This window comes from Novosphingobium kunmingense (genome assembly GCF_002813245.1).
Taxonomy (GTDB): domain Bacteria; phylum Pseudomonadota; class Alphaproteobacteria; order Sphingomonadales; family Sphingomonadaceae; genus Novosphingobium; species Novosphingobium kunmingense.
In genome coordinates this window covers 467009-493191 of sequence record NZ_PHUF01000002.1, presented here as the reverse complement: position 1 = coordinate 493191, position 26183 = coordinate 467009, and the positions used below count along the sequence as shown (strand labels likewise).

Annotated in this window: 23 protein-coding genes and 1 pseudogene; 6 read left to right on the top strand and 18 right to left on the bottom strand. The window is 65.2% G+C overall.

All coding sequences use genetic code 11. The features are described from left to right. Positions 1-97: 97 nt before the first annotated feature. From B0I00_RS02420 to merC, 6 genes are read right to left on the bottom strand one after another with little or no spacing between them, the layout of a single operon-like run. Positions 98-1447: a dihydrolipoyl dehydrogenase family protein gene (locus tag B0I00_RS02420; RefSeq protein WP_100865746.1), complete on the bottom strand. Its 1350-nt coding sequence runs from the start codon at positions 1445-1447 to the stop codon at positions 98-100. Next, on the bottom strand, positions 1429-2211 hold the full coding sequence (locus B0I00_RS02415; RefSeq protein ID WP_198519124.1) for an alkylmercury lyase family protein: 783 nt from the start codon (positions 2209-2211) through the stop codon (positions 1429-1431). Before B0I00_RS02415 ends, B0I00_RS02420 begins: the two co-directional genes overlap by 19 nt. 36 nt (positions 2212-2247) lie before the next feature. Continuing rightward, complete coding sequence (gene merA, locus B0I00_RS02410; protein WP_198519123.1) at positions 2248-3936, bottom strand: mercury(II) reductase; 1689 nt, start codon at positions 3934-3936, stop codon at positions 2248-2250. Between the two features lie 12 nt (positions 3937-3948). Next, complete coding sequence (gene merP, locus B0I00_RS02405; protein ID WP_100865744.1) at positions 3949-4227, bottom strand: mercury resistance system periplasmic binding protein MerP; 279 nt, start codon at positions 4225-4227, stop codon at positions 3949-3951. 12 nt (positions 4228-4239) lie between these two features. Next, complete coding sequence (gene merT, locus B0I00_RS02400; protein WP_100865743.1) at positions 4240-4590, bottom strand: mercuric ion transporter MerT; 351 nt, start codon at positions 4588-4590, stop codon at positions 4240-4242. 34 nt (positions 4591-4624) lie between these two features. Next, complete coding sequence (gene merC / locus B0I00_RS02395) at positions 4625-5050, bottom strand: organomercurial transporter MerC (protein ID WP_100865742.1); 426 nt, start codon at positions 5048-5050, stop codon at positions 4625-4627. Between the two features lie 143 nt (positions 5051-5193). Here merC and B0I00_RS02390 point away from each other — a divergent pair, with 143 nt between their 5' ends. Then, positions 5194-5607, top strand: a complete 414-nt coding sequence (locus B0I00_RS02390) for a MerR family transcriptional regulator (protein ID WP_100865741.1) — start codon at positions 5194-5196, stop codon at positions 5605-5607. Between the two features lie 3 nt (positions 5608-5610). On the opposite strand, the gene B0I00_RS02385 is transcribed toward B0I00_RS02390, so the two are convergent. The 8 genes and pseudogenes from B0I00_RS02385 to B0I00_RS02345 form a co-directional block, all read right to left on the bottom strand. Continuing rightward, complete coding sequence (locus tag B0I00_RS02385; RefSeq protein WP_100866450.1) at positions 5611-6477, bottom strand: ArdC family protein; 867 nt, start codon at positions 6475-6477, stop codon at positions 5611-5613. Positions 6478-7870: 1393 nt separating this feature from the next. Further along, a pseudogene (locus B0I00_RS02375) lies at positions 7871-8083 on the bottom strand (ArdC-like ssDNA-binding domain-containing protein); the annotation flags it as partial. 154 nt (positions 8084-8237) lie between these two features. Further along, complete coding sequence (locus B0I00_RS02370) at positions 8238-10247, bottom strand: ParB/RepB/Spo0J family partition protein (RefSeq protein ID WP_100866449.1); 2010 nt, start codon at positions 10245-10247, stop codon at positions 8238-8240. A gap of 162 nt (positions 10248-10409) precedes the next feature. Then, complete coding sequence (locus B0I00_RS02365) at positions 10410-10691, bottom strand: hypothetical protein (RefSeq protein ID WP_157812453.1); 282 nt, start codon at positions 10689-10691, stop codon at positions 10410-10412. Between the two features lie 69 nt (positions 10692-10760). Next, positions 10761-11489: an RES family NAD+ phosphorylase gene (locus B0I00_RS02360; RefSeq protein ID WP_100865739.1), complete on the bottom strand. Its 729-nt coding sequence runs from the start codon at positions 11487-11489 to the stop codon at positions 10761-10763. Then, entirely contained in the window at positions 11486-11899 is a 414-nt protein-coding gene (locus B0I00_RS02355; protein ID WP_100865738.1) for an MbcA/ParS/Xre antitoxin family protein, read from the bottom strand. Before B0I00_RS02355 ends, B0I00_RS02360 begins: the two co-directional genes overlap by 4 nt. A gap of 61 nt (positions 11900-11960) precedes the next feature. Next, positions 11961-16193 (bottom strand): strawberry notch-like NTP hydrolase domain-containing protein, encoded by a 4233-nt coding sequence (locus B0I00_RS02350; protein WP_100865737.1) that lies wholly within the window; start codon positions 16191-16193, stop codon positions 11961-11963. A 76-nt stretch (positions 16194-16269) separates the two neighbouring features. After that, a complete protein-coding gene (locus B0I00_RS02345) occupies positions 16270-17166 on the bottom strand; it encodes a DUF7146 domain-containing protein (RefSeq protein ID WP_100865736.1) in 897 nt (298 codons plus the stop codon). Positions 17167-17293: 127 nt separating this feature from the next. Here B0I00_RS02345 and B0I00_RS02340 point away from each other — a divergent pair, with 127 nt between their 5' ends. Beyond that, positions 17294-17944: a lytic transglycosylase domain-containing protein gene (locus tag B0I00_RS02340; protein WP_100865735.1), complete on the top strand. Its 651-nt coding sequence runs from the start codon at positions 17294-17296 to the stop codon at positions 17942-17944. After that, entirely contained in the window at positions 17847-18167 is a 321-nt protein-coding gene (locus B0I00_RS17390; RefSeq protein ID WP_332870766.1) for a DUF5818 domain-containing protein, read from the top strand. The genes B0I00_RS02340 and B0I00_RS17390 overlap by 98 nt, the downstream gene beginning before the upstream one ends. On the opposite strand, the gene B0I00_RS02335 is transcribed toward B0I00_RS17390, so the two are convergent. After that, positions 18155-19426, bottom strand: coding sequence for a tyrosine-type recombinase/integrase (locus B0I00_RS02335; protein ID WP_100865734.1), 1272 nt, complete (start codon positions 19424-19426; stop codon positions 18155-18157). The genes B0I00_RS17390 and B0I00_RS02335 overlap by 13 nt on opposite strands. Positions 19427-19748: 322 nt before the next feature. On the opposite strand from B0I00_RS02335, the gene ribB reads away from it, so the two are divergent. From ribB to B0I00_RS02320, 3 genes are all read left to right on the top strand, one after another. After that, positions 19749-21035 carry a 3,4-dihydroxy-2-butanone-4-phosphate synthase gene (gene ribB / locus B0I00_RS02330; protein ID WP_100865733.1) on the top strand — a complete coding sequence of 429 codons (1287 nt, stop codon included), beginning with the start codon at positions 19749-19751 and terminating at the stop codon, positions 21033-21035. Positions 21036-21051: 16 nt separating this feature from the next. Beyond that, entirely contained in the window at positions 21052-21468 is a 417-nt protein-coding gene (gene ribH, locus B0I00_RS02325; RefSeq protein ID WP_100865732.1) for a 6,7-dimethyl-8-ribityllumazine synthase, read from the top strand. Positions 21469-21546: 78 nt separating this feature from the next. Beyond that, positions 21547-22482 (top strand): acyltransferase family protein, encoded by a 936-nt coding sequence (locus tag B0I00_RS02320; protein WP_100865731.1) that lies wholly within the window; start codon positions 21547-21549, stop codon positions 22480-22482. 14 nt (positions 22483-22496) lie between these two features. Here the strand turns inward: B0I00_RS02320 and B0I00_RS02315 are convergent, their stop codons facing one another. The 3 genes from B0I00_RS02315 to cysD are packed head-to-tail and all read right to left on the bottom strand — an operon-like array spanning position 22497 to position 26084. Beyond that, on the bottom strand, positions 22497-23234 hold the full coding sequence (locus B0I00_RS02315) for a 3'(2'),5'-bisphosphate nucleotidase CysQ (protein WP_100866448.1): 738 nt from the start codon (positions 23232-23234) through the stop codon (positions 22497-22499). 16 nt (positions 23235-23250) lie between these two features. Then, positions 23251-25164, bottom strand: coding sequence for a sulfate adenylyltransferase subunit CysN (cysN, locus tag B0I00_RS02310; RefSeq protein WP_100865730.1), 1914 nt, complete (start codon positions 25162-25164; stop codon positions 23251-23253). Next, positions 25164-26084, bottom strand: coding sequence for a sulfate adenylyltransferase subunit CysD (gene cysD / locus B0I00_RS02305; RefSeq protein ID WP_232730084.1), 921 nt, complete (start codon positions 26082-26084; stop codon positions 25164-25166). The genes cysN and cysD overlap by 1 nt, the downstream gene beginning before the upstream one ends. Positions 26085-26183 lie beyond the last annotated feature (99 nt).

Genomic DNA, 26183 nt, shown 5'->3' with positions numbered 1-26183 from the left:
AACGCTGGTGCGACCGGCTCGGTCTCAGGCGGCACGCTTGCGGTATCGGCCTCGCGCCCGTCGCGGTGCTTGCGGTAACCGCGGATGGCTTTGTGCGTTAAGCGAGCATGTAGCCGACGTCGGAGGCGCTGGTTGGATAGGCGAACATGGTGGAGCGAAGGTCGGCCGCGGTGAGGCCGTGGCGGACCGCCAAGCCGAAGAGGTTGATCACCTCGTCGGCGTTCGGTCCGACGAGATGGGCGCCGAGGATAAGGTCCGTGTCCTCGTCGATCAGTACCTTATGGCCGTAGATCGGCTCGGCAAGGCGGCGGGCGGTGAACCAGTCCGGCGTCGAGGCGGCGTTGATGCGGAACTTACGGCCCTGGCGGCGGGCCTGCTCCTCGGAGAGCCCGACGGTGGCGATCGGTGGCACGGTGAAGACCACGCTCGGCACGCCGCGATAGTCCGGCCGGTGCGAAGCGCCATCCAGCAGATTGGCGGCCACCACCTTGGCGTCGTGGCTGGAGACTGGCGTCAGGGGCGGCCCGACCCCTGCAGCGTCACCGGCGGCATAGACGCGTGGATTGGAGAGACTCCGCAGGTGGTCGTCGAGCTGTAGGCGTCCGTCCCGCACCGCCACCTCACCGGCGGCTAGGTCCAGGGCCTCGAGGTCGGGACCACGCCCGGCAGCATGCACCACGAGATCAGCCGCGACGCTGAACTCCGGCGCGCCCTGGCGGGTAGCATGAACCACCAGGCCGTCTTCGGTCCGCTCGACCCGGGAGACCGTGGCGCTGGTCTCGATAGCAATGCCGAGCTCACGGAAGCGCGGCGTGAGCCAGCCGACTAGGTCCGGATCGAATTGCGGTAAGAGTTGCGCGGCCCGCTGCAGGATGGTGACCTCAGCGCCGGCACGCGCCGCCAGGTGAGAGAACTCCGCGGCGACGTAGCCGCCGCCGATCAGCACGATGCGGCGTGGGAGGTTCTCAAGCTCCAGGAAGTCCTCGCTCGTGACGACCAATTCCTCGCCCGGGATGCCGAGTGCGATCGGCCGCGCCCCGGTGGCGATCAGGACATGGCGGGCTTGCAAGGTGCGGCCGTCCACCTCGATCGTGTCCGGGCCCAGGAAGCGGGCGAGCCCGTGGAAGGCGTCGACGCCGAGATCGGCATAGCGGCGCTCCTGCTTGGCCGGGATCGGATCGGTGAAGGTCCGCTTGAACGCCATCAGAGCCGGCCAATCGATCGCCAGGGCGCCTTCGACGCCATGCCCGGCCATGCGCCTGGCCGCGTCGATGGCTTCCTCGCCGCTGACCAGCATCTTCTTGGGATCGCAGCCCCGGAGCGCGCAGGTCCCGCCAAATGGCCGGTGATCGATCACGGCGACAGACCAGCCGGCGGCGTGGACCTTCGCAACGGCAACCTGGGCCGCCGTGCCGCTTCCGATGACGATCAGGTCGTATGAAGCCATGGCAGCATCTCCATCCGCATTGGCGCGAAGATCGCCCGGCCGACCTCCAGCGCTTCGGCAAGGCTCAGGCGCACCCCGTCCTGGCTGGCGGCCGGGCTGTTCGCGCGCCAGGTCGCCAGGTGAGCGTCATAGCAGAAGAAGGCCTGCAAGGTGCAGAGCGAAGACGCCGCACAGCCGGCGGCGTAGCGATGGCCGGACCAGACGACAATCCCCGACGGCTCGACCCGATCCAATTCGTGGCCGCGGCTCCGCGTGTGGATGACGAGCGGACGCGCGCACTGTCGGCACGCCGAGCGGACGGTGATATCGCGCTCCAGCATCGCCCCAACACCAAGCGCATCGATGGCGCACATGGTGCCCACGGCAAACCCGCCGGCCTCCACGTGATGCTCGGTCGGACCATCGGTGAACGGATAAGCCCCGCTTATCCGGCCGGCAGCGTCGAGAATGAGCAGATCGCGCCCGGCCAGGCGCCGCAGCACGCTGTTGGCCTCATCGATGGCGAGCCCGGCCGCTGCGGCGACATCCATGGTCTCTGGAGCGTGCCCACTCAAGGCGTAGCCGCTCAGGACGATGCCATGGATCCGGCTCTCGGTCTCATCTAGCCCATCCCATTTGGGGCCGATGAAGGCCTCGACGACGGCGCGCAGGGCGTTTTGGGCCTGTGGCGTCGTGACCGCCCCCCAGTCTGGGATGATCACGCTGCCGGGAAACTCGACGGCGGGCCATTCGGCGGTTTCAGCGTGTGAAGTAGAAGTCACCATCAGGCGCGTGTTCCGTTCGCCGTCCAAAGTGGACCTTCAACCGGCGCAGCAGGAGAGCTGCGTCACATCCTTGGAGAAGGTCTGGGCTGCGAGCTTCAGGCCTTCCACCATCGTCAGGTAGGGAAACAACTGGTCGCCCAGCTCGACGACGGTCATGCGCGCCCGGATGGCGAGCACCGCCGTCTGGATGATCTCGCCCGCCTCCGGCGTCACCGCCTGGACGCCGATGAGCCGGCCGCTACCGGCTTCCGCGACCAGCTTGATGAAGCCGCGGGTGTCGAAGTTGGCGAGTGCGCGCGGGACGTTGTCCAAGGTCAGGAGCCGGCTGTCGGTCTCGATCCCGGCGCGGTGGGCCTCCGCCTCGCTGAGCCCGACCGTGGCGACCTGCGGATCGCTGAACACGACCGCCGGCATCGTGGCCAGGTCCAAGGCGGCCTCGCCGCCCGTCATGTTGATAGCCGCCCGGGTTCCCGCCGCCGCCGCGACATAGACGAACTGCGGCTGGTCGGTGCAGTCGCCGGCGGCGTAGATGTGCGGCGTGCTGGTGCGCATCGCCGCGTCGATCACGACGCCGCCCTGCGTGTTGACGGCGACGCCGGCCGCTTCCAGGGCGAGCGCTCGGGTGTTGGGCGCCCGGCCCGTCGCGACGAGCAGCTTGTCCACGCGCAGTTCGCCCTGGCCGGTGGCGAGCACGAATTCGCCGTCAGCGTAGGCGACCTTGCTCGCCTGGGTGTGCTCCAACACCTGGATGCCCTCGGCGCGGAAGGCGGCCGTGACCGCCTCGCCGATGGCCGGGTCCTCACGGAAGAACAGGGTGCTGCGCGCCAGGATCGTCACCTTGCTGCCGAGCCGGGCGAAGGCCTGGGCGAGTTCGACGGCGACGACCGATGAGCCAATCACCGCCAGGCGCGGCGGGAGGGTCTCGCTCTCAAGGGCCTCCGTCGAGGTCCAATACGGCGTATCCGACAACCCCGGAATGGGCGGCTCGGCCGGACTGGCGCCGGTAGCGATCAGGCAGCGGTCGAAGGTCACATGCTGCTCGACCCCGTCGGCCTGGCGCACGAGCAGGCTGTGGGCATCCCGGAAGCGGGCCTCGCCGCGCAACACCGTGATGGACGGTTTGTCGGCCAGGATGGTCTCGTATTTCGCCTGCCGCAGCTCATCGACGCGCGCCTGCTGCTGGGCCAGCAGCCGCTCGCGCAGGATCGCGGGCGTGCAGGCCCCGATCCCGTCATCGAACGGGCTTTTGCGGCGCAGATGGGCGATATGCGCCGCACGGATCATGATCTTGGACGGCACGCAGCCGACGTTGACGCAGGTTCCGCCGATGACGCCGCGCTCGACAAGGGTGACCTTAGCGCCCTGCTCGACGGCCTTCAGCGCCGCCGCCATCGCCGCGCCGCCGCTGCCGATGACGGCGATGTGCAGCTGAAGGCCGCCGGCGTCGCGTTGCGCGCCGCTCGCCAGGAAGCCCAGCGTCTTGTCGAGGACACCCACGGGCGGTGAACCCGCGTCGGCGACCGAAGCGCGATAGCCGAGCTTCGCGACGGTGGTCGCCAGCGCTTCGAAGCTCACCCCAGCATCGGCCGCGACCTCCGCTCGGGCTTTCGGATAGGAGACGGCGGCCGAGCGCACGCCTGGGACGCGCTCCAGCGCCTCCCTCACGTGCGTGGCGCATGAATCGCAGGTCATTCCGTCAATGCGCAGGGCGATCGCAGCGGTCACGGGACGGACTCCTCAGCGCTTCACGGTGGACGGGTAGCCCGCGTCCGCCGTCGCCCTGGTCATGGCGGCGACCGTGGTCTTGGCGTCATCGTAGGTGACGACGGCCTCGCGTTTTTCGAAGCTGACGTCGGTTCTCTCGACGCCGGCGACCTTGGCGAGCGCCGTCTTGACGGTGATCGGGCAGGCCGCGCAGGTCATGCCGGGCACCGCCAGCGTGACCGTCTTTGTCGCGGCCCACGCGGGCGAGCTGAGCGCGCCCATCAGGGCGATCAGGGAAACGAGCTTCTTCATGGGGACTTCCTCTCAGTAAAACACGGGCAGGACATAGGGGAACGCCAGCGCGACAAGGACGAGCGCCGCCACAGCCCAGAAGATGACCCTGCAGGTGGTCCCGACCTTGGGCACGGCGCAGATGTCGCCAGGCTCGCAGGCGCGGGTCGGGCGGAAGATGCGGCGGTAGGCGAAGACCATGGCGACCAGCGCCGCGCCGATGAACAGCGGACGATACGGTTCAAGGATGGTCAGGTTGCCGATCCAGGCGCCGCTGAATCCGAGGGCGACCAGGATGAGAGGCCCGAGGCAACAGGTCGAGGCTAGGATGGCAGCCAAGCCTCCGAGCGCCAACACGCCGCGGCCGTCTTTGGATTCCGACAAGAGGATTCTCCTTCCGATAAACTCCGCCATGACGCTAAGGAGCAGCCCCTTCGCGGGGGATAGCGGGCGCATTGCAAGGCGGCGCAATAAGATCCCAGATCGCGACGACCACCATCAAGGTTAGTCCGGGATAGAGGAGCCACTCCGTCGGCCAGCCGCGGGTGGCCATGAGCACAGCCGCCGCAAGCACCAATATCGGCCCGACGATGCTCAGCGCCATTCGCGCCCACCGGCGATGACGAAGCCCGCCGACCGTGTTGGCGATGAGGGCGATCACGGCAAACAGCGGTAGCAGGTAACGTATGAAGACGCCTTCGTACTGGCTCAGAAAACCGAGACCCAGCGCGGCGCCAAGACTCGCAAGCGCCGGGAAGCACGCCACACATCCCATCGCGGTGACAATCGAGCCGATGACGCCCACCTTGTCGGCCGCGCGTGTGAGGGGATTCTGGATGGGCATAGGAACGGCCTCGGCTGCTTCGGTGGGCCCGTCAGAGCGACGCTGCAATCATGACCGCAGCTTGCCAATTAGGGCTGAGAATCGCTATATACGATCTGTAGCGACTACAGACTCAAGCCCAAAATTGAGAGGCGCAGAGCAGCATGGCGGATTCCGCGATCCAAATTGGCGAACTGTCCCGGCGCACGGGCTGCAACATCGAGACGATCCGCTACTACGAGCGGATCGGCCTGATGCCGGCGCCGCCTCGGCGAGGCCGCTACCGGAGCTATGGCGCGGACGATGTGGGCCGCCTCGGGTTCGTGCGCCGGGCTCGCGAGCTGGGCTTCACGCTGGACGAGGTGCGCGCCCTGCTTGGCCTCGCGGTCGGCGGGAACGCGTCCTGCGCCGAGGTGCGTAACCTCGCCGCATCGCATCTGAAAGACGTGCGAGCGCGCATCGCCGACCTCAAGCGGATGGAGCGGGTGCTGGCAGACTCGGTGCGAGACTGCGATGCCGGTCAGGATCCGGGTTGTCCGCTGCTCGACGCGCTTGGTGCCGCGGCGCGGGTCGCGTGAGCATCACGGTTGCTGGGCGTGCATCCAGTCTGCCGCCGCCTGGGCCTTGCTGGACGCGGTGAAGACCGCCCGAGGCTCGTCCTTGAGGAGTTGCAGCCACGAGGCGATGTAGGCCGCGTGGTCGGGTCGCGGTTCATGCGCGATCCCGAGATCGGCGAGCAGGAACGACGCGGTCAGCTCGGCGGTCGCTTCCTCCATCGCGAGCGCGTGCTTGGTCCAGCGTTCGCTGAAATCCCGGTCGAGCCGATGCGCCGCGCCGCTGGCATGGGCCGCCTCGTGAATATGGGTGGCGTAGAACCCATGCGCATCGCGAAAGGCTGCAAAATCCGGCATGTGGATGCGGTCTTCGCCGATATGGTAATAGGCGCTGGTCGATCCGTAGACCGCATCGACGCCGAGCGCGGCAATGAACTGTTCGGCGGTCGCGAGGCGTTCGCTCTCGGGTAGGAACGGGCCGGGCTCGGGCGCATAGCCCTCGACCTGATCAGCGTTGAACAGGCTGAATGCCCGAGCGAAAAGCCGCCGCCGATCGTCCCCGTCGTCGTGATCCTGCTCGTCGCGCCGGCTGACCTCCTTCCAGAGGACGCCGAGACTGGCATGCTCGCCCTTGCGAACCTGGGCGCCGCGCTCCTGCCACTGGCGATAGGTGCCCCAGACCCCGCTCGCATAGCCGCTGTTATAGGCCGCCGCCCAGAGCGACACGGTGTTTATGCCTCGGTACGGCTTGCCGCTGGCGATGTTGGTGGGGCGGGTGACATCGGCGCCGCTATGGTGCCAGGGCATGCGCCAGGTGCCCGCGCCGGCCTCGATCGCGGCGATGATCGCCTCGGTGACCCGAGCGTAGACATCGGCATGTGCAGGTGATGACATGATCTGAACTCCGCTTGCCCGCTGGGGACCATCCCCGGCGGCGGAGTTCGACCAGCGCCGGGCACAGGCGCGGTTGCGCACCCGGAGGGCCGCAGCGGAGCGGAGGACGGCAACGCCGTTGCGCCAGCGCGTCGACCGGCGCAGAGCCTCCGCCGTCAGCCGGAGGTAGTTCCCGGCCGCGCGGGGTCGATGGCGTCGATCAATGTAGTGAGCCGATTGAGCTCGGAGGTGAGTGCGATGCGCTGAAGATCCGAAAGGTGCCGCTCTCTCAGCAGGATCCTGGCATCGTCGGCCGCCCGCCTCCACGCCGGCCTGTGGCGGTCGGTCATGCAGGCGTTGGGGCAGCGGGTTGGCTCGCACAGGTCGTTGAGCGACTGTCTGGGATGGGGGCGTTACGAGCTTGAGGCAGAGCGCGGTGGCCGGATCGAAGAAGCAATGGGCGAGCGAACGGACATGAAGGCTACGCGCGACGCTGGTGAGCATGACACGCAGCCGGGCCCGATCGGCGATCATGGCTGGCCAAGGCCCGAGGTGAACGGCCGCATCGTCGAGCGTCGGTGCGATGCGCGGTCCCGCCGGACCCGCAAGCGAGGCGCCGCCCTGCCGTCGGTCGAAATAGTCCAGCAGAGGTTCGAGCTGGCCGATCCGGCGCTGCGCCTCGACCTCCGCGCGGAACCCCGATGCGCTGGTGCCGGCATAGCCTTCGAATGCGGCGACCGAGGCATGCTTGTACCGGATCATGCCGGCGATGGTGCCGAACGGGCGGTTGGCGGTATGCCACGCGATGGTGCGGCGGAACTGCCGCGCCGTGATGCGCCAGGGTTTGCCGTCGGGTCCGGGCGGAATGACCGGCGTATCGGGGCTGACGAAGGCGGCGCCCAGATGATCGCGGAAGGCGTTGAGCTGGCGCACCACCTCGCTCGACAGATGCGTCTTGCTGACAGCGCTGCGCCGTAGCAGCGGCCAGAGCGTATCGCTTCCGGTCTTCCGCGCTGCGCGTTCCGACAGGCGCCCGAGCACCGTGATCGCCTCGGCCACCGGCTCGATCGTCACCCAACTCACCCCCTCACCCGTGGTAGACCGGCCCTTGTAAAGGGTGGAACGAACAGGATGCCGCTCCACAAGGCCATCCTCGCTGCGCACGTCCGACAGGCAGCTCCGCCGCATCGCCTGCACCTCGCAGTCGCGCATGCCGGTCAAATAGGCGCACACGATATAGGCGGCCGCCTGCAGCATGCTCTACTCTTGGGCGAGCGTCTTGACGTCGAAGCGGAACCGCCAGAATCGACCGCTCTCGGGATCGATCGAAATCGGCGTGTCCATGCCGCCCACCTCAACGCCCAGATCGGTCGCGGCGGCTTCGATTAGGGCAGACGCGCCCTTGGCAAGCCTGAGATGCATAGCCGCATATGTCGACGACCATCCACAGCCAGAATACGTTCATGCCGCGATAGGGAATGCCGCAAACGCGCAAGAGCCGCGAGACGGGCAGGCCGCGCCAGAGCTGCACCCACGGCTTTGTCCCCGCCTCGAGCCGGGCAATGATTTCGTGAGTGATGCGGGTAGCGGGCGACAGCGCGCTGCCAGAAGCCTTGCGATAGGCCATGTCGGGTCTCCTGATCCGGCCTTCCGGCACGTTCGCCAGTCAGGTCCAATCGCTTCGCAGCTTGCTCCGCTCTCTTCCCAAAGAGGAAGCGGCCCCTCGGGCAGAGCCAAGGGACCGCTTCAGGGGGACGAGTGGTCTGCCTGTCAGGAGGAGGTCAGGCAGCCAGCTCGCGGGGGGTCTGATTGTCGTCGTTGGCGCCTTCGGCGCTCGCGACGGCTTCGCCGGTCGGCTCGGGGATCTGCTCATCGTCCGCTTCGACCTCGATGGTCGCGACGCCCGCAAAGCGCATAACCTCCGGCACCCAGGCGAGCGCGCGTTCGCGCACCTCGACTTCGGTGATGTAGGTCCCGGCGAAGACGCGCTCGGCGCTCATCGCGAGATCACCCTTCTTGACCGAGGCGAACCGGCCCGACAGGTCCGGACCACCTACCGCAGCCAGCGCGTCGAGGATCACCGCCTTCGACACCCGGTCGAAGTAGTTCGCCGCGGTCGGGCGCCACCAGGCGGCCATGTCGATGCCGATGAGGGTGGCCAGATGATCGTGGAAGTCGATCCTGCGCTCGCCTGCCATGTTGAGACTTGCTTCCAGGGTGCGGCCGACGACGTGACCGAGCCAGGCGGCACGGGCTTCATCGGAAAGCGCCCGGAACCGGTCGAACCGCTCCGACACGTTCGCGCCGCCACGCCAGTTCTCGTCGAGGCCTGACTTGAACTCGGCGAGCGAGGCGCTTGCCGCGGCATCCTTTGCCTCAAACCCGATGATCGGGCCGGCAGGTGTGCCGCCCCGCAGTGTCGTTGCCGAACGCGCCCGGTAGTCGAGCGTGTCGGCGTCGGCGAGCGTGAAGACCATCAGGTCGAGCGCGAGACCGGGATCGGACGCGACATGGAGCGCAAGGACGTCTCGGCGCTGCATCGCGAGTTCATCGACAAGGCGCTTCGACAGCGCCGCGCGGCGTCTGCCCTCGCCGGCTTCGCCCGACACGATCTCGACCGCGTCATCGTTTCCGCCGTCGACCTCCCGTTCGCCGTAGAACACCGGCTGGAGCACCGGCGTGCCATCGCGCGACAGTACGAGGATCATCCCTGCCTCGGACTTGAGTTCGGGCGCGATCACCGGCGGACGAGCCCGGATATCCTGACACTCGCGTTCGATCTCCTCGATCGCCGCTTCGGCCGCGGCCACGGCTTCCTCGGCACTGTCCTCATCTTCGAGGATCGCGGCATGTTCGTCATAGGAGTTGTCGAGTTCATCGAGCCGAGCGAGTTCGGCTTCGGTGAGTGGCGCAGGTTCGGCGGGGAGCCGGACCAAGCCCTCGATGAGGTCATGACTGGCGTAGGGATCGAGCGTCGGCTTGATCCACGCGAGGCCCTGTTCTTCGGCGAGGACCTTGGCCTGTTCCTCCATCTTCGCCGCGGCGAGGGTCTCCAGCAACGCAACATCGGCCCAGGCTTCGCTGTCCTCGTCATCGAACAGCTCGCGCTCGATCAGGCCACCGGCGGCGATGTAGGCATCGCGCCCAACGAGCCGAGCACGGGGATCGCTGCCACGGACCGTGCCCGAGAGCACCATGCGGCGGATCGAGTCCGGGTTCGGGGCATAGTAGCCGGTCGAGACCTGTTCGAAGACCCGGGCCTGGATCGCCTGGTCCGAAGTGGCGCCGTATGCCTTGGCGAGGTCGAGCGTGATTTCGCCCGAAGCCAGCGCCTCGAACACGACCGGCGCGAGCTTGGCAAGTCGCAGGCGACCTTCGACGAAACGGACTGTCAGGCCGAAGCGGCGCGCCACATCCTCGATCGAGGCGCCCGCCTCGATCAGCGATGCGAAGGCCTGGGCCTCGTCGGCCGGATTCATCGCCAGGCGATGGAAGTTCTCCGCGAGGCTGGTCTCGATGGCGCCTTCGGCGGTGTCTTCGAGCACGAGGCAGGTCACTTCGTGGTCCTTGGGCAGGACCTTGGCGTCCGCCAGCGCCAGCATCGCCTTACGGCGGCGCTCGCCGGCCTCGACCTCGAACTTGCCCTTGGCGCCCGGGCGCACGATGAGATTCTGCAGCAGCCCGCGGGCAGCAATGCTGGCCTTAAGCTCGGCGTCGGCCGCCGGGTCGTTATGGCGGCGGACATTGCGCGGCGAGGGAACCAGCTTGTTCAGCGGGATTGTCTTGATCATGGCACATACTCCTGATTGCGAGCCCAGCGCATCGACCATCGACGCCCAACTGACTCAATCAGGGCAAAGCCTCCTCCCCTCTGCTCAATTTAGCTGAAGGGCTCATTCTCGTCGCGACGGGTTCACGCTTGAGGACACCAAGCCAGGCCGCGCAGCAGTACGCTACATCCGCTCGCGGACGTCCAGAAAGACATCAAACTCGCCGGGTTCGGCATCAGGCTCCATGCACGGTGTCAGAACGGCATCCGCATCAAAGACGATGCGGTGCTCGACGGGCGATGTGACTGGCCAAACGGCGACCACGGCCGAACGAATGCGGCCGTTCGAGTTCTCAAAGATGTCTTTGAAGTAGCTGGTCGCAGCATCTTGAGGCGAAGCGCAGCGGGAAACATGGGAGGGATCGGCCCCAACATTCTCGTCGAAAATGTTGGCGAAGAAGTCCACATGCGTTCCCACTATCGCGAGATTCCGCTTTCCCATCCGTCGCAACTCCATGCTGCGATCATCGGACCGCTACTCATCCGCCGGTAGATCGATCACACGAAAGACCGCGCCCGTCCCCGCGTCACGCACCAGATCGACGCGCGTCCCATCCCAATGATAGTCGAGATGGCGCCCCTGAACGGGTTCTGATGCGCAGTCAGGGTAGAACAGTCCGACACATTCCCCTCCGGGATGCCGGATGCTCGGATAGACCATGCCATCGGCCCCACCCGCTTTAAGGGCTGCTGCAAGCCTCTGGGACGCCACATAGCTGTCGGGATCAAGGGCTGGATTGGCGGGCTCAGTTCCCCTCAGGTCGTGCAGATCGGCACTGACCGAAAGAACGATCTCCCGGAATTGAGAGGTCCAACCGGGCTCTTCGGTGGTGCGGGCCATGAACCGGGCATGGTGATGGATGGTTTCGAAGAGAGCGGTTTCGAAGGCATTTCCGACATAGAGAACGCCATAGCTGCCATCGGTGAAGCGGCTTGGCCGATCCGTGCTGACATGGGTGAACGGCGCCATCAGATAAGACGCACCGTTTCCGCCTACCCGCCGGTCCGCTGGCACAAGGTCCAGATTGCCGATGGTCGCCATGATCCGGGGATTGGTCTTTTGCTCTGCCGAGATCAGCAGCGGCCAGTCGGCGGGGTCGGCGATGTCCTCGAACAGGTCGATCGGCGGAAAGGCGCTGCGGAGGATCCGGACAGCGCCTTTCCACTCAACATGGGAAACAGGGCCTTGCTCTTGATCCGTCACCAGCCACCGCGCTCGGCGTCGAGGTAGCGGCGCACGCGCATGATGTCGGTGAGTTCACCGCCGAGCATGACATCAAGTGCGCTCGATCCGGCGAAGGCGCTATTTCCTGCCTTGATCCAGGCATAACCGCGCTGGGCGTCCGAAAAGACAATCCGTAGCGCCTTGTGAATGCCCATCAGGTTGGAAAGGCGAGCCGCGCCATCACGCGAGACCCGGCCGGGCCCTTCAGCCTTCCAGCGCCGATAGGAGCGCACTGGCATATCAAGCAGCGTCGCCGCCTGTTCGTCGGTAAGTTCCCACTTGCCAAAGAGGTTGAGAACCGCCCTGAACATAGCGGCAGCTTCGTCCTGGGTAATCGGATCCGGACGAAACGCCGGAGCAGTAGTATCAACGGGTTGCAAAGCCAGCATGGCAAGTCTCCATATGGCACTATATATTCCATTGGTTGCCATTTGGCAATATGTTTCGCAGCTACTGGCCAAGCCGCGCGAGGATACCCGCAGCGCCTGTCGTCGGCACGAACAACCGCGTCTGATAGCGGATGATCTCGGTAAAACAGCCTTGCGCCTTGTACCAGTCAAGCCGCGCCGCCGACCAGCCGGCAAGCTCGAGCCGCTGAGTCCCGTTGACCAGGCTGCGCTTGAGGGTGAGCGCCTCGCGGCCCTTGACCTGCATCGGCCGGCCACCGGTGAGCACAGCGTCGACGATCTGCTCGGCCGAGAACGCATGTTCGTCCTCCAGACCCAGGGCCTGGCAGATTTCGGGAACGCAGTGGGGTGGCACTTCGCGACCCAGTAGCGAGCGCCCGTCGCGAGCGGAGATCCGACTGACCCGAACATAGTCGGAAGGGAGCTTGTCCCAGACCGGAAGCAGCAGCCCAGTCGCGAGATGCAGTCGTTCGCGCTTGTGGCTCGCAGCGGCTTCACCGACCTCAGCTTGCCAGAGGCGGCGAAACTCGGCGAAATCGACTGGCTCCCAGTTGCTTTCCTCAAGCTGCTCGGCGGTTAGGTGGCCGTGCTTCAAGGGCCGGACCAGTTCGAAACGGGCAACCCGCGTGCCGTCGTCGGCAAGCAGGCTGCGTGCCGGAACCAACAGCCCGATCCGGCCCGAACGGGCATTGCGCAGCAACTGCTGGCGCTCGCCCGAGAGACCATAGAGCTCCTCAAGCCGTGCGAGGCCCAAGGGCTTCAGCGCGCGGGCGATCTCGAGTTCGAGGAGGTGCGTGGTCGCACCCGAGAGCGCATCGGTGCGCAGCAGGGTGTCGGAGAGCACCTCGAAATGCTCGACCGCGATGGTCTCGACCCCGAGTTCGAGCGTGCCCGCCTGCCGCGCGGCATCGATCCGCGCTTCGACCAACCCGAGGAACTCGTCGAAGATGCCGTTCTGCAGAGCGATCGGCAGCGCGAGTATGCGGTTGAGCCAGCGCTGGATCGTCGGCAGGTCGTCGACCATCGATCCGTCGGGGCCTTCGATCCTGAGTCCGGTCAGTTCCTCAAACCGCGCGAGGCTCACGGCGTCGAGCTTTCCGATGAACAGCAAGCCGAACCAGCGGTGAAGCGCCTCCTTGGCATAGGAGCTTTCAAGATTGTCGGCGGGATCGAACAGGTTCTGCCCGCCGGTCTGGCGCTGACCGCGGGTTAGCGCGCCGAGACTGTCGAGCCGTCGCGCTATGGTCGAGATAAACCGCCGCTCGCCGCGCACATCGGTGGTGACAGGACGGAACAGCGGGGCCGAGGCCTGGTTGGTGCGGTTGGTCCGCCCGAGTCCCTGGATGGCGGCATCGGCGCGCCAGCCCGGTTCAAGCAGGAAATGGACGCGGCGCGCCTGGTTCTTTGCCGCAAGGTCGGCATGATAGCTGCGGCCCGTACCGCCGGCGTCAGAGAAGACCAGAACCTTCTTCGAGCCGTCCATGAACGCCTGTGTCTCGGCAACATTGGCACGGGGGCTACGGGATTGAAGCTGTTGGCGCCCATCGCGTCCGACGATCAGCCGACGGGTTCGCCCGGTGACCTCGGCTACCTGGTCGGTCCCGAACCGCTCGATGATCGCATCGAGCGCGGTGGCGATCGGCGGCAACGCGCAGAGTTGCTCGATCATTCCGTCGCGCGCGTCGAGCGCCGAGCGGCACAGCACCGGGGCGCCAGCATCGTCGACCATCGGCTCGGAGCGCGGATTGCCGTTCTCGTCCTTGAATACCGCCATCAACCGCACCGGAAAGCTCTTGGTGAGGTAGTCGATCACGTATTCGCGGGGAGAAAGGTCGATCTCAAGCGCTTCACGTTCGGCATCGGTAAGGTCGGCGAGGCGGCGATCAAGCATGGCCTCCGCAGTCGAGACGAGCTGCACCACCACGGCATTGCCTTCGGCAAGTGTCGTATCGATTGCCGGCAGCAGGCTCGGCAATTTCATCGAGAGCAGCAATTGCGCAAAGAACCGCTGCTTGGTGCCCTCGAAGATCGACAGCGCCGCCGCCTTGGCCCCGGAGTTCAGGGTATCTCCGCTGTCGGCATCGATAATCCGGGTCGCCTCCAGAGCATCGCGCAGGTTGCCATGGATGATCGCCCAGGCTTCGGCATAGGCGTCGTAGACCGCGATCTGGTCGACGGAGAGGCAATGTTCGAGGATCTCGTATTCGACCCCGGCGAATGACAGCGCTCGCGCGGTGTAGAGCCCTAACGATTTGAGATCGCGGGCGACCAGTTCCATTGCGGCAATACCGCCATCGCGGATGTCGGCGACGAAGGCCTCGCGGTTGGCGAAGGCGGTTTCCGGTCCCCAGAGGCCAAGCCGGGTCGCATAGGCGAGATTGTTGACGTCTGACGCCCCGGTTGCCGAGGCATAGAGCACGCGGGCGCGCGGCAGCAGGTTCTGCAGCCGCACCCCGGCAACGCCTTGCTCCGATCCCTTGACCTTACCGCGTGAGCCTTCACCGCCCGCAGCGTTGGCCATGGCGTGGGCCTCGTCGAAGACGATCACCCCATCGAAGTCGTCACCCGCCCATTTGAGGATCTGCTCGAGCCGGGTCGCATCGCTGCGGCCTGAGCGAAGGGTCGGATAGGTGACGAAGAGGATACCCTCGCGCATTCCGACCGGGATCCCGAGCTTCCATTGCCCGAGCGGCTGAACGTCGATCGGCAGGCCCCCAAGTGCGCTCCAGTCGCGGCGCGCGTCTTCGAGCAGCGCTTCGTTCTTTGAAATCCAGATATGGCGGCGCTCGCCCCTCACCCAGCGATCGAGGATGACCGAGGCGACCTGCCGGCCCTTGCCCGCCCCGGTCCCGTCGCCAAGGAAGTAGCCCATCCGGTAGGTCCGGCCCTCGGCGCTCGCCTTCAGCACGCAGCCCTTGTCGTCGGGCTCGAACCTGCCCGAAAGATCGCGGGCATGGGCGTTTGCGGCATAGATCAGGGTCTCGGTCTGCGCGGCGGAGAGAACGCCTTTGGCGATAAGATCGGAAGGCAGCTGCGGCACCGCTTCGGGCACCGGCGCGGTGATCGAGCCCATCGCGACCGATTCCACCAGTGGCGTCGGATGTTCGACTGCGCCCGTAATCGCGATGCGGCTCGGCCGGTAGGGCAGATAATGCCCGACCTGCTCGGCGATCGGTGCGGGCGCATCGAGCGGTTGGTAAGCCAGCGGCTGGATCGACGGCGCGGCCGCGATGGGCCGAACCGCGAGCGGGACCGGTTTGCTCGGCTGTGCGACGAGCCGCAGCGGGAGCGCCGGTCTTTGGGCGATGATCGGCTCAGCGACCTGCCCCGTGCGATGTGGCAAAAGGTCGACCAGGAAGCAGAGCTCGGCAAAGTTCACGGGCTTGGCGATGGCCGGACTATCGCCGCCATCGACCTTGTCGAGCACCAAGAGCCGGGTGGTGATCGAGGTTCCCTGCTTGACGAAACCGCGCTCAATCGCGGCGTTGAGCCGCAGCGCCACCGGGCCGGTGATCCCGGCAAGGAAGCGAGGCAGGTCGAACCATTCGGGCATCACCGCGACGAGGCGACCGCCGGGGAGCAGCCGCTTCCAGGCCGAACGCAGGTGCCGCGCACCGGTGCGTCCATCGTGGCCGCGCTCAATCCCGTGCGAATAGGGAGGGTTCATCAACACCACGCTCGGCGCGATATTGGGCGAGAGCAGCTCGTCGATCAGCTCGCCATCGTATCCCGTCACCGTGGCTTCGGGGAACAGTGCTCCAAGGCATTCACGACGGAGCGGTGAGATCTCGTTGAGCGCGAGGCGCGCGCCTGCCTTCGCCGCCCAAATGCCCAGCATCCCAGTCCCGGCCGAGGGTTCGAGCACCAGTTCGCCCGCAAAGATCGCGCAGGCCCGGGCAGAGAGCCAGGCGATGCGGGGCGGCGTTGCGAACTGCTGCCATTCGATCTGCTCGTCGCTGCGAGTGGTCTGGCTCGGCACCAGCGCTTCCAAGCGAGAAAAGGTCCGATCGGCCAATTCAGGCGACACAGCGGTGACGAGCTCGGACTCGTCAGCCAAGAATAGCACCTGGGCCAATTCGAGCGCGGCATGGGCATCTCGCACCGACCAGCGGCCTTCGGCATCGCTGCCGCCGAAATGCTCGCGCATTGTGGCGTTCAGCACGGCGCGGGAGATAGCCTGATCGGCACCGATCCGGGCCACAAGCGACCTTGCCGCGGCCAGAACCTGCGGTTCGGCGGGGATGGTAAAGGCGAGAGCGGGAGAAGCATGGGACATTGGAAACCTCCTGACGAGGCCCAAGTCCGTCTGGGGGCCTCAAAAGGCCCCAAGCCCCCTCTCCTCTCTGCTTGGCTCAAGCCGCCGCGCGAATCCGGCGCATCAGCACGTCGTTCCAGTCGTCGCCGGGTCGCTCGGGCCGCCGGGTGACGATCCGGCGCCCCTTGCAGGCATAGGCTTCACGCGCGCGCTCCTCGGCGAGGAGACCACCGGCGTCGTTGTCAACGAAGAGATGCAGCTCGCGCACCGATTCCGGGATCGTGACCAGGCCGAACCGCTCGTTGCCCAGCGTCGCCCAGCAGGAAATGTCGAACATCTGCATCGCCGAAAGCGCAGACTCGTTGCCCTCGGCGAGTCCGAGCCTGCCATCGCGCGGATATGCCAGACGTACGGCTCCCGAGCCCGGACTGCCGAGTGAGCGCTTGGGCTGCTCAAATGAGGCGAGGCGGTCACTGTCGGGATCGAGGAACGTCCGGTTCAGCGCCAGGATACCGGCGTCGTTGCGTACCGCTGCCACCAAGGCCGGTAGGAACCGCACCGCGCCCTTCGGCCCCAGCGGCATGTGCGGATGAAAGCGCAGGTCGGACGATGAGATCGTAATGCCTCGCGCGGCAAGGTAGCGCTCGGCCGGGCTGCCTGCGAGTAGCGAGGCCTCGCGCCACAGTCTCAGCGCGTTGCGGTCAGCGATTTCGTGACGCGGCGCGGATGCGACCGGGCCGCCCGTCCCGTCGAACAGGCCCGAGATTCGCACCCCAAGCTTGGCCATGCCCTGCATGACTGCCTCGTTGGTGCAGCCGGCGAAGCAATGGACCAGGATCGCGCGCTTGCCGAGCGTGATGCTGAGCGAGGGGGTGCGGTCAGCGTGGGCCGGGCAGCAACACATACCGCGCGAGCGCGACCAGGTCCCGCTCAGCGCCTCGACGATCTTACGAGCGCGGGCTTCGAGCGTTTCGCGACCTTGAATCTGGGACATGGGGCATCTCCATCATGACATGCCTCCACCCGCGCAGCCTCCGCTCTGCGCTGCTGCCAATGCGTTTTCCTACATGAGATGTTCTATATATGTTCTCACTCGATTCGGCCATAGAAGGAATCGAGATATGAGACTGAGATGGGCAACGATCACAGCCGCGCTGGCGGGATTGGCGTTCGTCGTCCCGGCTCAGGCGCAGGAGGAAATGGCTGCTGCTGCACCTGAGCTGCGACCTGACGGCTTCCGAATTGCCGAGGGGGCGAACGGTTTCCAGCTGGTGGAGCATGGGATTTGGCGCCAGCCCCTAGCCGCTTCGTCAGGGGCTCCGGTTCTCGAAGAAGGCCGGACCTACCTTCCCTATCGTTATGCAAAGCCCGAAGCTGGCGGACCCTCAGGCTTTCGACGGGCAAGCTACCTTCCCCATGTTTATGCTGCCGAGGCTCAATATTCGCTGCCGAGTGGTCTTCTCGACGCGCTGCTATGGACGGAATCGCGGTATAATCCTCTGTCGATCAGCAAGGCTGGCGCCGCCGGCCTGGGTCAGCTGATGCCGGGGACCGCCCGCGACCTTGGCGTTTCAAATCGCTTCGATCCAATGGCCAACATCTTCGGTGCGGCGCGGTATCTCCGCCAGATGCTCGACAAGTTCGGGGTAGTGCATCTGGCCCTCGCTGCCTACAATGCAGGCCCTGGCGCCGTCGAGCGAGCCGGCGGTATCCCACGCAATGGCGAGACACCGGCCTATGTGCGCGATGTGCTGCGTCATTGGCGCTTTTGAGCAGGGGGTAGTTGTGAGTTCCGGTCGAATACGCGTGTCGGGAATGCTGAGCCGCGGACGACGCGGAATGATCCTGACCACGAAATCGGACGAGGTTTGGATCGTCGAAAGCGAGGAAGTTACCGACGATCTCATCGGTTCCAACGTGACTGTTGAAGGCGTCGTTGCAGGCATGGATCGCCTACGCGCCGACTGGATTGGTGCGGACAGTCATCCTTCCTGATTCTGCGGCGGATATTTCGCGACGAGTTGGAGAAGCTCCCTGCCCCACAGTGCGAGAGCTTCGCGCTTCTCATTGGTGTACTGATGCCGATGATAAACTCCGGCGACACCGGCCATTGCCGAGCCCGACTGATGATTGAGAACAGCTTCAGAAACGACCAGCGGTATTCCAAGCCTCTGCAGCCCGGTTGCCACTGTCCGGCGAATGTCATGCATGGTGAAATGACCGGCGTCATAGCCAAGCTTCTCGTCCACGCTTGCCCTAATCCGCTTCCAGGCCTTTGACAGCCCACTGACACTGTTTGTGTTGGTGACCTTGGATGCCAATAGAATTTGGGACTGCTTGTGGGCGTCGTCAGGAGCGATCCCCGCGGCCGCGAAGATGTCGGTGACGACTGTGAGTGCCTGGGCGGACAGCGGCACGACATTCGCCTTGCCGTTTTTCGCTCTGTCTCCTGGGACGGTCCAAACCTTCGCCTTGAAATCGAACTCGTCGCAAGTGGCGTCGAGCACCTCTCCCCGGCGCTGGGCTGTGAGAACAAGCATTTGCACGAGATGACCGAACGGATAGCCATCCTCGACAGCGGCTTGCCACAATGCGGCGAGCTCTCGATCGCTGAGTACGCGGTCGCGAGGCTCACTTCGCTTCGGACGCCATGCATCCCGGCAAGGATTGGCTGGCAAATGCTCGAGCCTGGTGAGGGCCCAAGTGTAGAAAGTTGAAAGATGGCGATACACGATGCGCGCCATCGTCAGGGTTTCCTTGCCCCGCTCGAAGGCGATCTTCTCGACAAAGCGGCTCACGTCGCTTCGAGTGATGGAATCCGCGAGACGGTCACCCAGCTCGGGTTCGATGTACTTCCGGAAAACCCGGTCGAACTCCTTCGCGCTCCGTTTTTTGCCCTCGATCTGCTGAGACAAATAAATCTCGTAGAGCTCAGCGACCGTCCCGACGCCCTTCGATCCCTTCCTTTTCGCGCCTGGCTTTCTGGCGATGTTCTTGCCCTGCTCAACATCGACCAGAAGGTCTCGCGCCTTCCGCCGAGCATTGGCAAGAGTGAAGCTCGGGCCATGTCGGCCGATCGTGACATTCAACCATTTGCCTTGAACGCGCTTGCGCAAGATGTACGTCTTGATGCCGCTTGCACCCATCCGAAGCCGGAGCCCGGTCACGATGCCATCAGCAAGCTCAATTTGCCCGGTGGCAGGAGCCTTCAAGCCTGCGATCCGAGCATCCGTCAAACCAACTTTGTTCGCCATATGTACCTGCTACCTTAGGTAGCTTTTGGTACTGGATACTGGCGAACATTTCAAGAACAATACGGACTATGAATCGCAGATTTCCGCCATTTTTGGACCCATGCGGATGCGCTAGGACCCTCTGATTGCAGCTCTTAATCAGCGGGTCCTAGGTTCGAGCCCTAGTGCGTCCACCAAACCCTCCAAAATCATTCGATAGCTGTGGCATCGCCCGTCGGCCTTGGCGTTTGGCATGCGCCCCGAGAGTCAGGTCATATGGGTAATCTCACATCGCAATGTGATTGCGCCTTGCCCTTAACATTGCAATGTGGCACGGCGGGATATGGCAAACGAACTCATCGATCGAATCGCGCTCCTCATCGAAGACGGCAAAATGACTCGCTCCGGCCTGGCGCGGGCCGCAGGGCTTCACGCCAACACGCTGCGCGATTGCGGGCAGCCGCACTGGAACCCGACCGCCGAGACGCTTGGCAAGCTGGAACGCTTCATGCTGGCGAACGACGATCGGCCGATGCTGGCGCCGATCGAGGAAATCATCGACGAGGCCCGCAACGGACGCATGTTCATCCTTGTCGATGACGAGGACCGTGAAAACGAGGGCGATCTGATCATCCCGGCGCAGATGGCGACGCCCGATGCGGTGAACTTCATGGCGATGAACGGGCGCGGCCTGATCTGCCTGTGCCTGACCCGCGAACGCTGCGAGCAGCTGGATCTGCCCCCGATGGCACCGCGCAACGAAACGCCGTTGGGAACGGCCTTTACCGTTTCCATCGAAGCCCGTGAGGGCATCACCACCGGCATTTCCGCCGCGGACCGCGCCCGGACGATCTCGGTCGCGATCGACGGCACCAAGGGCAAGGCCGATATCGCCTCTCCCGGGCACGTCTTCCCGCTCCAAGCCAGGGATGGCGGCGTGCTGGTACGCACCGGTCATACCGAGGCCGGAGTCGACATTTCGCGGCTTGCCGGGCTCAACCCGTCGGCGGTGATCTGCGAGATCATGCGGGACGACGGCGAGATGGCCCGTCTTGACGACCTTGTCCAGTTCGCCCGGCTTCACGATCTCAAGGTCGGCACCATTCGCGACCTCATCGCCTATCGTCGCAAGCACGACCGCATGGTCGAGCGGCGCGCGGAATTCGATTTCAGCAGCCGCTGGGGCGGCCAGTGGAAGGCGATCACCTTCTACAACAAGGCGACCGGCGACGAGACCATGGCCCTGGTCAAGGGTCACGTCGATCCCGACAAGCCGACCCTGGTGCGGATGCACGCGCTGTCGCTGTTCGCCGACGTGTTCGGCGAGGAAGGCGAGCGCGCCTCGCTGCTCAACCGGTCGATGGAGATGATCGCGGAGGAAGGCAGCGGGGTGATCGTCGTGATCAACCGCCCGATGCAGCGGCTTATGTCGCGCACGATCGAAATCAAGAAGAGCCTGCGCGATGGCGGCGAGGCGCCGGTCGAGGAACTGCGCGACTACGGCGTGGGCGCACAGATCCTTGCTGAACTCGGCATTCACGACATGGTCCTTTTGACCAACACGCATCATTCGCTGGTGGCGCTGGAAGGCTATGGCCTGAACATCGTTGGCGAGCGCGCGATCGTCTGAGGCGGAGAGACCGACCATGGCGCGTTTTCTGATCGTCGAGGCACGGTTCTACGACCATCTCAACGACATGCTCGTGGCGGGCGCAAAAGCCGCGCTGAAGGCGGCCGGGCATGATGTCGATGTCGTCACGGTGCCCGGCGCGCTCGAAATTCCCGGAGCGATTGCGGTTCTGGACGAGACCGGCCGCTACGATGGTTATGTCGCAATCGGCGTCGTCATCCGAGGCGAAACCCACCACTTCGAGATCGTGGCCGGAGAGAGCGCGCGCGGCATCATGGCCCTGACGATGGACGGCCTGGCGATCGGCAACGGCATCCTCACCGTCGAGAACGAGGAACAGGCTTTGGTCCGCGCGGATCCCGGCCAGAAGAACAAGGGCGGAGAAGCCGCAAAGGCGGCCATGGCGCTGCTTGGCCTGCGCGAAGGCGGGTAAAGGCCTTCCCGCGCCTCCACCACTTTTCAACCATTCTGCGACTAGCCTGACAGGATCCTATCCTGGCGAGGGCAACGCATGCAGAATGCCGCAAAACGGTTGCCCGGACTGGATGCGCTGCGCGGCTTGGCGGCGCTGCTGGTCGTCGTCGGTCACTGCTTCCTCGCCCGCGATGGGGCCGAGCAGGGCCGGCCGTGGATTGCCGTCGACGTCTTCTTCGCGCTGTCGGGCTACGTCATGGCGCGGACCTACGAGGGCCGCCTTGCCGAAGGGATGTCGGGCCTTGCATTCCTGCGGGCACGGATCCGGCGGCTCTGGCCGGTCCTCGCCATCGGTGCGACGCTGGGCTATCTGCTGCTGGCCCCGACAACCGGTCTGTCCCGCTATTTCATGATGCTGTTGTGGTTGCCGGTGCCGGTACTGGCGCTGGCGCCCTTTCCTCTCAACGGTCCGCAATGGTCGGTCGTGATAGAGCTTGCCGTCAACGCGCTGCACGTCATCGTCCGCCGCCTTGGCGTTATTGGACTGCTGGCACTCTCGTTCGCCGCCTATGTCGCGATGCTGGCATGGGCGCCGCACTGGCATAGCGGCACGCTGACCGGTGACTTCCTCTGGGCCGTCCCGCGGGCGCTGTGCACCTATTGCCTTGGCATCGTCCTTTATCGCCACTTTCGCGACGCTCCGGCCCTGCCGTTCTGGCCCGTCCTTCTGCTGCCGGCGCTCCTTCTCGTTTCGCCGCCCGACTGGCTGATCGCCCCCCTTGCTATGACGATCCTGGTCTGCGCGCTGAGCAATCCGCCCGCGATGCTGCTGCGTCCGCTGGTCTGGCTTGGCGACCTATCTTTTCCGCTCTACGCGATCCACTCCCCGATCGTCCTCGCCATCCACAAGGCTGCCTTGCCCGTCTGGCTCGCGATCCCGGTCAGCGTGGCGGCGGCCCATCTGATGGTCGCCTTTGGCGGCTCGCGGCTGACCATCCGTAACCTGAGGCCCCTCTTCCCCAAGACCGTCTGATCGCCAGTCCGCGCTCAACCTCGAGACAGCCGGGCAATCTCCACCAGCACCCGGTCGGCGTGTTCCTTCCGGCAGATGAGGAGATCGGGCATGAAGGTGTCGGCCTGGTTGTAGGCAAGCGCGCTGCCGTCGATCCGGCTGCAATGGAGGCCGTGGGCGCGGGCGACGGCCACCGGCGCGCAATTGTCCCATTCGTACTGCCCGCCGGAATGAAGGTAGATGTCCGCCTCGCCGCGGATCACTGCCATCGCCTTGGCACCGGCGCTGCCCATCGGCACAAGCTCGGCGCAGAGGGCTTCGGCGAGCCCCACGGCCTGTTCGGCAGGGCGGGTGCGGCTGATCACGATGCGCAATTGCCTTGGTGCGGGCGGGACGTCGACGGGACGATCGCTGCGCAGCACCACGCCGGCGTCTGGCAGAGCGACGGCACCGGCTGCGGCTTCACCGTTGATCGCCAAGCCGACATGGACTGCCCAGTCGGGCCGCGCCTCGCCGTATTCACGGGTGCCATCGACCGGATCGACAATCCACACCCGCGAGGCGGACAGGCGGGACAGGTCGTCATTTTCCTCTTCGGAGAGCACGGCATCTTCGGGGCGCTGCTGGCGCAGCGCATGGCAGAGGAACTGGTTGGCGGTGGCATCGCCCGCTATGCCGAGCGCCTTGCCGCTGATAACTCCGCTCTCGCGCACGGTCAGCAGCAGCTTTCCTGCGACGGTCGCCAGATGCGCGGCCAGTTCGGCGTCGGTCATGCCCATTGCGCCGCCCTTACTTCAACGGCATGAGCTGGCGGATGATGTGCTCGGCCGCTTCGTCGACCGTCATGTCCGCGGTGTTGACCCGGATTTCTGGCGCTTCTGGCGCCTCGTAGGGGCTGTCGATCCCGGTGAAGTTCTTGAGCTCGCCCGATCGCGCCTTCTTGTAGAGGCCCTTCACGTCGCGCGCCTCGGCCACTTCGAGCGGCGTATCGACGAAGATCTCGACGAATTCGCCCTCGGGCAGCATGTTGCGGACCATTTCGCGCTCGGCCCGGAACGGGCTGATGAAGGCGGTCAGCACGATCAGCCCGGCATCGGCCATCAACCGCGCCACCTCGCCGACCCGGCGGATGTTCTCGATGCGGTCGGCCTCGGTGAAGCCGAGATCCTTGTTGAGGCCGTGCCGGACATTGTCGCCATCGAGCAGGAAGGTGTGGCGGTTCATCAGGTTGAGCCGCATTTCGACCGCGTTGGCGATGGTCGACTTGCCGGCCCCCGACAGCCCGGTGAACCACAGCACGCGGGGCGCCTGGTTCTTCATCCGGGCGTGGTCTTCGCGGGTCAGGTCGGTCGGCTGCCAGTGGACGTTCTGCGCACGGCGCAGGCTGAAATGGATCATGCCCGCCGCGACCGTCGCATTGGTCAGCTTGTCGATCAGGATGAACCCGCCCAAGGCCCGATTGTCGGCATAGGGTTCGAACACGATCGGCTTGTCGGTGAAGATCTCGGCCACGCCGATAGCGTTGAGTTCGAGCGTCTTGACCGCAACGTGTTCCATCGTGTTGACGTTGATCGCGTACTTGGGCTGCTGGACCGTGACCGAAACCGTCTGGGTCCCCAGTTTGAGCCAGTAGGCGCGCCCGACGTGCATCGCATCGTCGTTCATCCACACCAGCGTCGCCTCGAACTGATCGGCCGCCTGCGGCGGCGCATCGGCCAAGGCGATGACATTCCCGCGCGAGCAGTCGATCTCGTCCGCAAAACACAGCGTGACCGACTGGCCCGCGCTGGCCTGATCGAGGTCGCCGTCCAAAGTGACGATGCGCGAGACCGTGCTGGTCTTTCCCGAAGGCAGCACCCGCACTTCATCGCCCGGCTTGACCGTGCCCGTCGAGATCAGGCCGGAAAAGCCCCGAAAATCAAGGTTCGGGCGGTTGACCCACTGCACCGGCAGGCGGAATGGCTTGTCGGCATCGACCGACGACAGCACTTCAACCGTCTCGAGATGGTCGATCAGTGTCGCCCCCCGATACCACGGCGTGTTGGCCGAGCGGGAGGTGATGTTGTCGCCTCTGAAGCCCGAAATCGGCATCGCAGTAAAGCTGTCTATGCCGATCGACTTCGCAAACCCGGCATAGTCGGCGACGATGGCATCGTAGGTCGCCTGGTCGTAATCGACCAGGTCCATCTTGTTCACCGCGAGCACGATGTTGCGGATGCCGATCAGGTGGCAGAGGTAGCTGTGCCGCCGGGTCTGGACCAGCACGCCCTTGCGCGCGTCGACCAGGATGACAGCCAAATCGGCAGTCGAGGCGCCGGTCACCATGTTGCGGGTATATTGCTCGTGCCCCGGGCAATCGGCGACGATGAACTTGCGCTTTTCGGTGTTGAAGAATCGGTAGGCGACGTCGATCGTGATGCCCTGTTCGCGCTCGGCAGCAAGCCCGTCGACCAGCAGCGCGAAGTCGATCTCCTGTCCCTGCGTGCCAACCTTGCGGCTGTCGCTTTCCAGCGCGGCCAGCTGGTCCTCGAAGATCATCTTCGAATCGTAGAGCAGCCGCCCGATCAGCGTCGATTTGCCGTCATCCACCGATCCGCAGGTGATGAAGCGCAGCATGGTCTTGTGCTGGTGCGCATCGAGATAGGCGTCGATATCCTCGGCGATGAGGGCATCGGTCCGGTAGATCGCGTCGGCATCCGCCATCAGAAGTACCCCTGCTGCTTCTTGACTTCCATGCCGGCACCACCCGCGTCCTTGTCGATGGCGCGGCCCTGGCGCTCGCTGGTGGTCGTCAGAAGCGTTTCCTGGATCACTTCGGACAGGGTCGCAGCCTCGCTCTCGACCGCGCCGGTCAGGGGATAGCAACCCAGGGTGCGGAAGCGGATCGAGCGATCGACGGGAACCTCGCCGGGCTTCAGCGGAAAGCGCTCGTCATCGACCATCAGCAGCATGCCGTCGCGCTCCACAGTCGGGCGCTTGGCCGCGAAATAGAGCGGGACGATCGGCACATCGTTGAGCTGGATATACTGCCACACGTCAAGCTCGGTCCAGTTGCTGATCGGGAACACGCGGATCGATTCGCCCTTGTGCTTGCGCGCGTTGTAGAGGTTCCACAGCTCGGGCCGCTGGTTCTTCGGGTCCCATCCGTGGCTGGCTGTGCGGAACGAGAAGATTCGCTCCTTGGCGCGGCTCTTTTCCTCGTCGCGGCGCGCGCCGCCGAAGGCTGCGTCGAAGCCGTAACGGTCGAGCGCCTGCTTCAGCCCTTCGGTTTTCCACATGTCGGTGTGCAGCGCGCCGTGATCGAACGGGTTGATGCCGCGTTCCTTGGCTTCGGGGTTCTGGTAGACCAGCAGCTCCATCCCGCTGTCGCGCGCCATCCTGTCGCGCAGGTCGTACATGGCCTTGAACTTCCAGGTGGTGTCGACGTGCAGCAGCGGGAACGGCGGCGGACTGGGATAGAACGCCTTGCGCGCCAGGTGCAGCATGACCGCGCTATCCTTGCCCACCGAATAGAGCATCACCGGCCTTTCGGCCTCCGCCACCACCTCGCGCATGATGTGGATCGCTTCGGATTCCAGACGCTGAAGATGCGTCAGGGTCATCGTGTCGGCACGTGGTGGCATTGTACTCCTTTACCCACCGGACTTGAACGGCGGATCGGCGAATCGCAAGCTTGCCGATAGCCGCGACGCATTCCGCTTGCGCCGTTCGATTTCTTTTCC

Coding starts and splice junctions, on each gene's coding strand:
- merP (WP_100865744.1), bottom strand. CDS start 4,227: ATGAAGAAGCTCGTTTCCCTGATCGCCCTGATGGGCGCGCTCAGCTCG.
- B0I00_RS02315 (WP_100866448.1), bottom strand. CDS start 23,234: ATGACCGACGCCGAACTGGCCGCGCATCTGGCGACCGTCGCAGGAAAG.
- ribB (WP_100865733.1), top strand. CDS start 19,749: ATGGCAAACGAACTCATCGATCGAATCGCGCTCCTCATCGAAGACGGC.
- B0I00_RS02370 (WP_100866449.1), bottom strand. CDS start 10,247: ATGATCAAGACAATCCCGCTGAACAAGCTGGTTCCCTCGCCGCGCAAT.
- B0I00_RS02385 (WP_100866450.1), bottom strand. CDS start 6,477: ATGTCATCACCTGCACATGCCGATGTCTACGCTCGGGTCACCGAGGCG.
- ribH (WP_100865732.1), top strand. CDS start 21,052: ATGGCGCGTTTTCTGATCGTCGAGGCACGGTTCTACGACCATCTCAAC.
- cysD (WP_232730084.1), bottom strand. CDS start 26,084: ATGCCACCACGTGCCGACACGATGACCCTGACGCATCTTCAGCGTCTG.
- B0I00_RS02390 (WP_100865741.1), top strand. CDS start 5,194: ATGGCGGATTCCGCGATCCAAATTGGCGAACTGTCCCGGCGCACGGGC.
- B0I00_RS02415 (WP_198519124.1), bottom strand. CDS start 2,211: ATGGTGACTTCTACTTCACACGCTGAAACCGCCGAATGGCCCGCCGTC.
- cysN (WP_100865730.1), bottom strand. CDS start 25,164: ATGGCGGATGCCGACGCGATCTACCGGACCGATGCCCTCATCGCCGAG.
- B0I00_RS02320 (WP_100865731.1), top strand. CDS start 21,547: ATGCAGAATGCCGCAAAACGGTTGCCCGGACTGGATGCGCTGCGCGGC.
- merC (WP_100865742.1), bottom strand. CDS start 5,050: ATGCCCATCCAGAATCCCCTCACACGCGCGGCCGACAAGGTGGGCGTC.
- B0I00_RS02340 (WP_100865735.1), top strand. CDS start 17,294: ATGAGACTGAGATGGGCAACGATCACAGCCGCGCTGGCGGGATTGGCG.
- B0I00_RS17390 (WP_332870766.1), top strand. CDS start 17,847: ATGCAGGCCCTGGCGCCGTCGAGCGAGCCGGCGGTATCCCACGCAATG.
- B0I00_RS02345 (WP_100865736.1), bottom strand. CDS start 17,166: ATGTCCCAGATTCAAGGTCGCGAAACGCTCGAAGCCCGCGCTCGTAAG.
- B0I00_RS02420 (WP_100865746.1), bottom strand. CDS start 1,447: ATGGCTTCATACGACCTGATCGTCATCGGAAGCGGCACGGCGGCCCAG.
- B0I00_RS02350 (WP_100865737.1), bottom strand. CDS start 16,193: ATGTCCCATGCTTCTCCCGCTCTCGCCTTTACCATCCCCGCCGAACCG.
- B0I00_RS02355 (WP_100865738.1), bottom strand. CDS start 11,899: ATGCTGGCTTTGCAACCCGTTGATACTACTGCTCCGGCGTTTCGTCCG.
- B0I00_RS02335 (WP_100865734.1), bottom strand. CDS start 19,426: ATGGCGAACAAAGTTGGTTTGACGGATGCTCGGATCGCAGGCTTGAAG.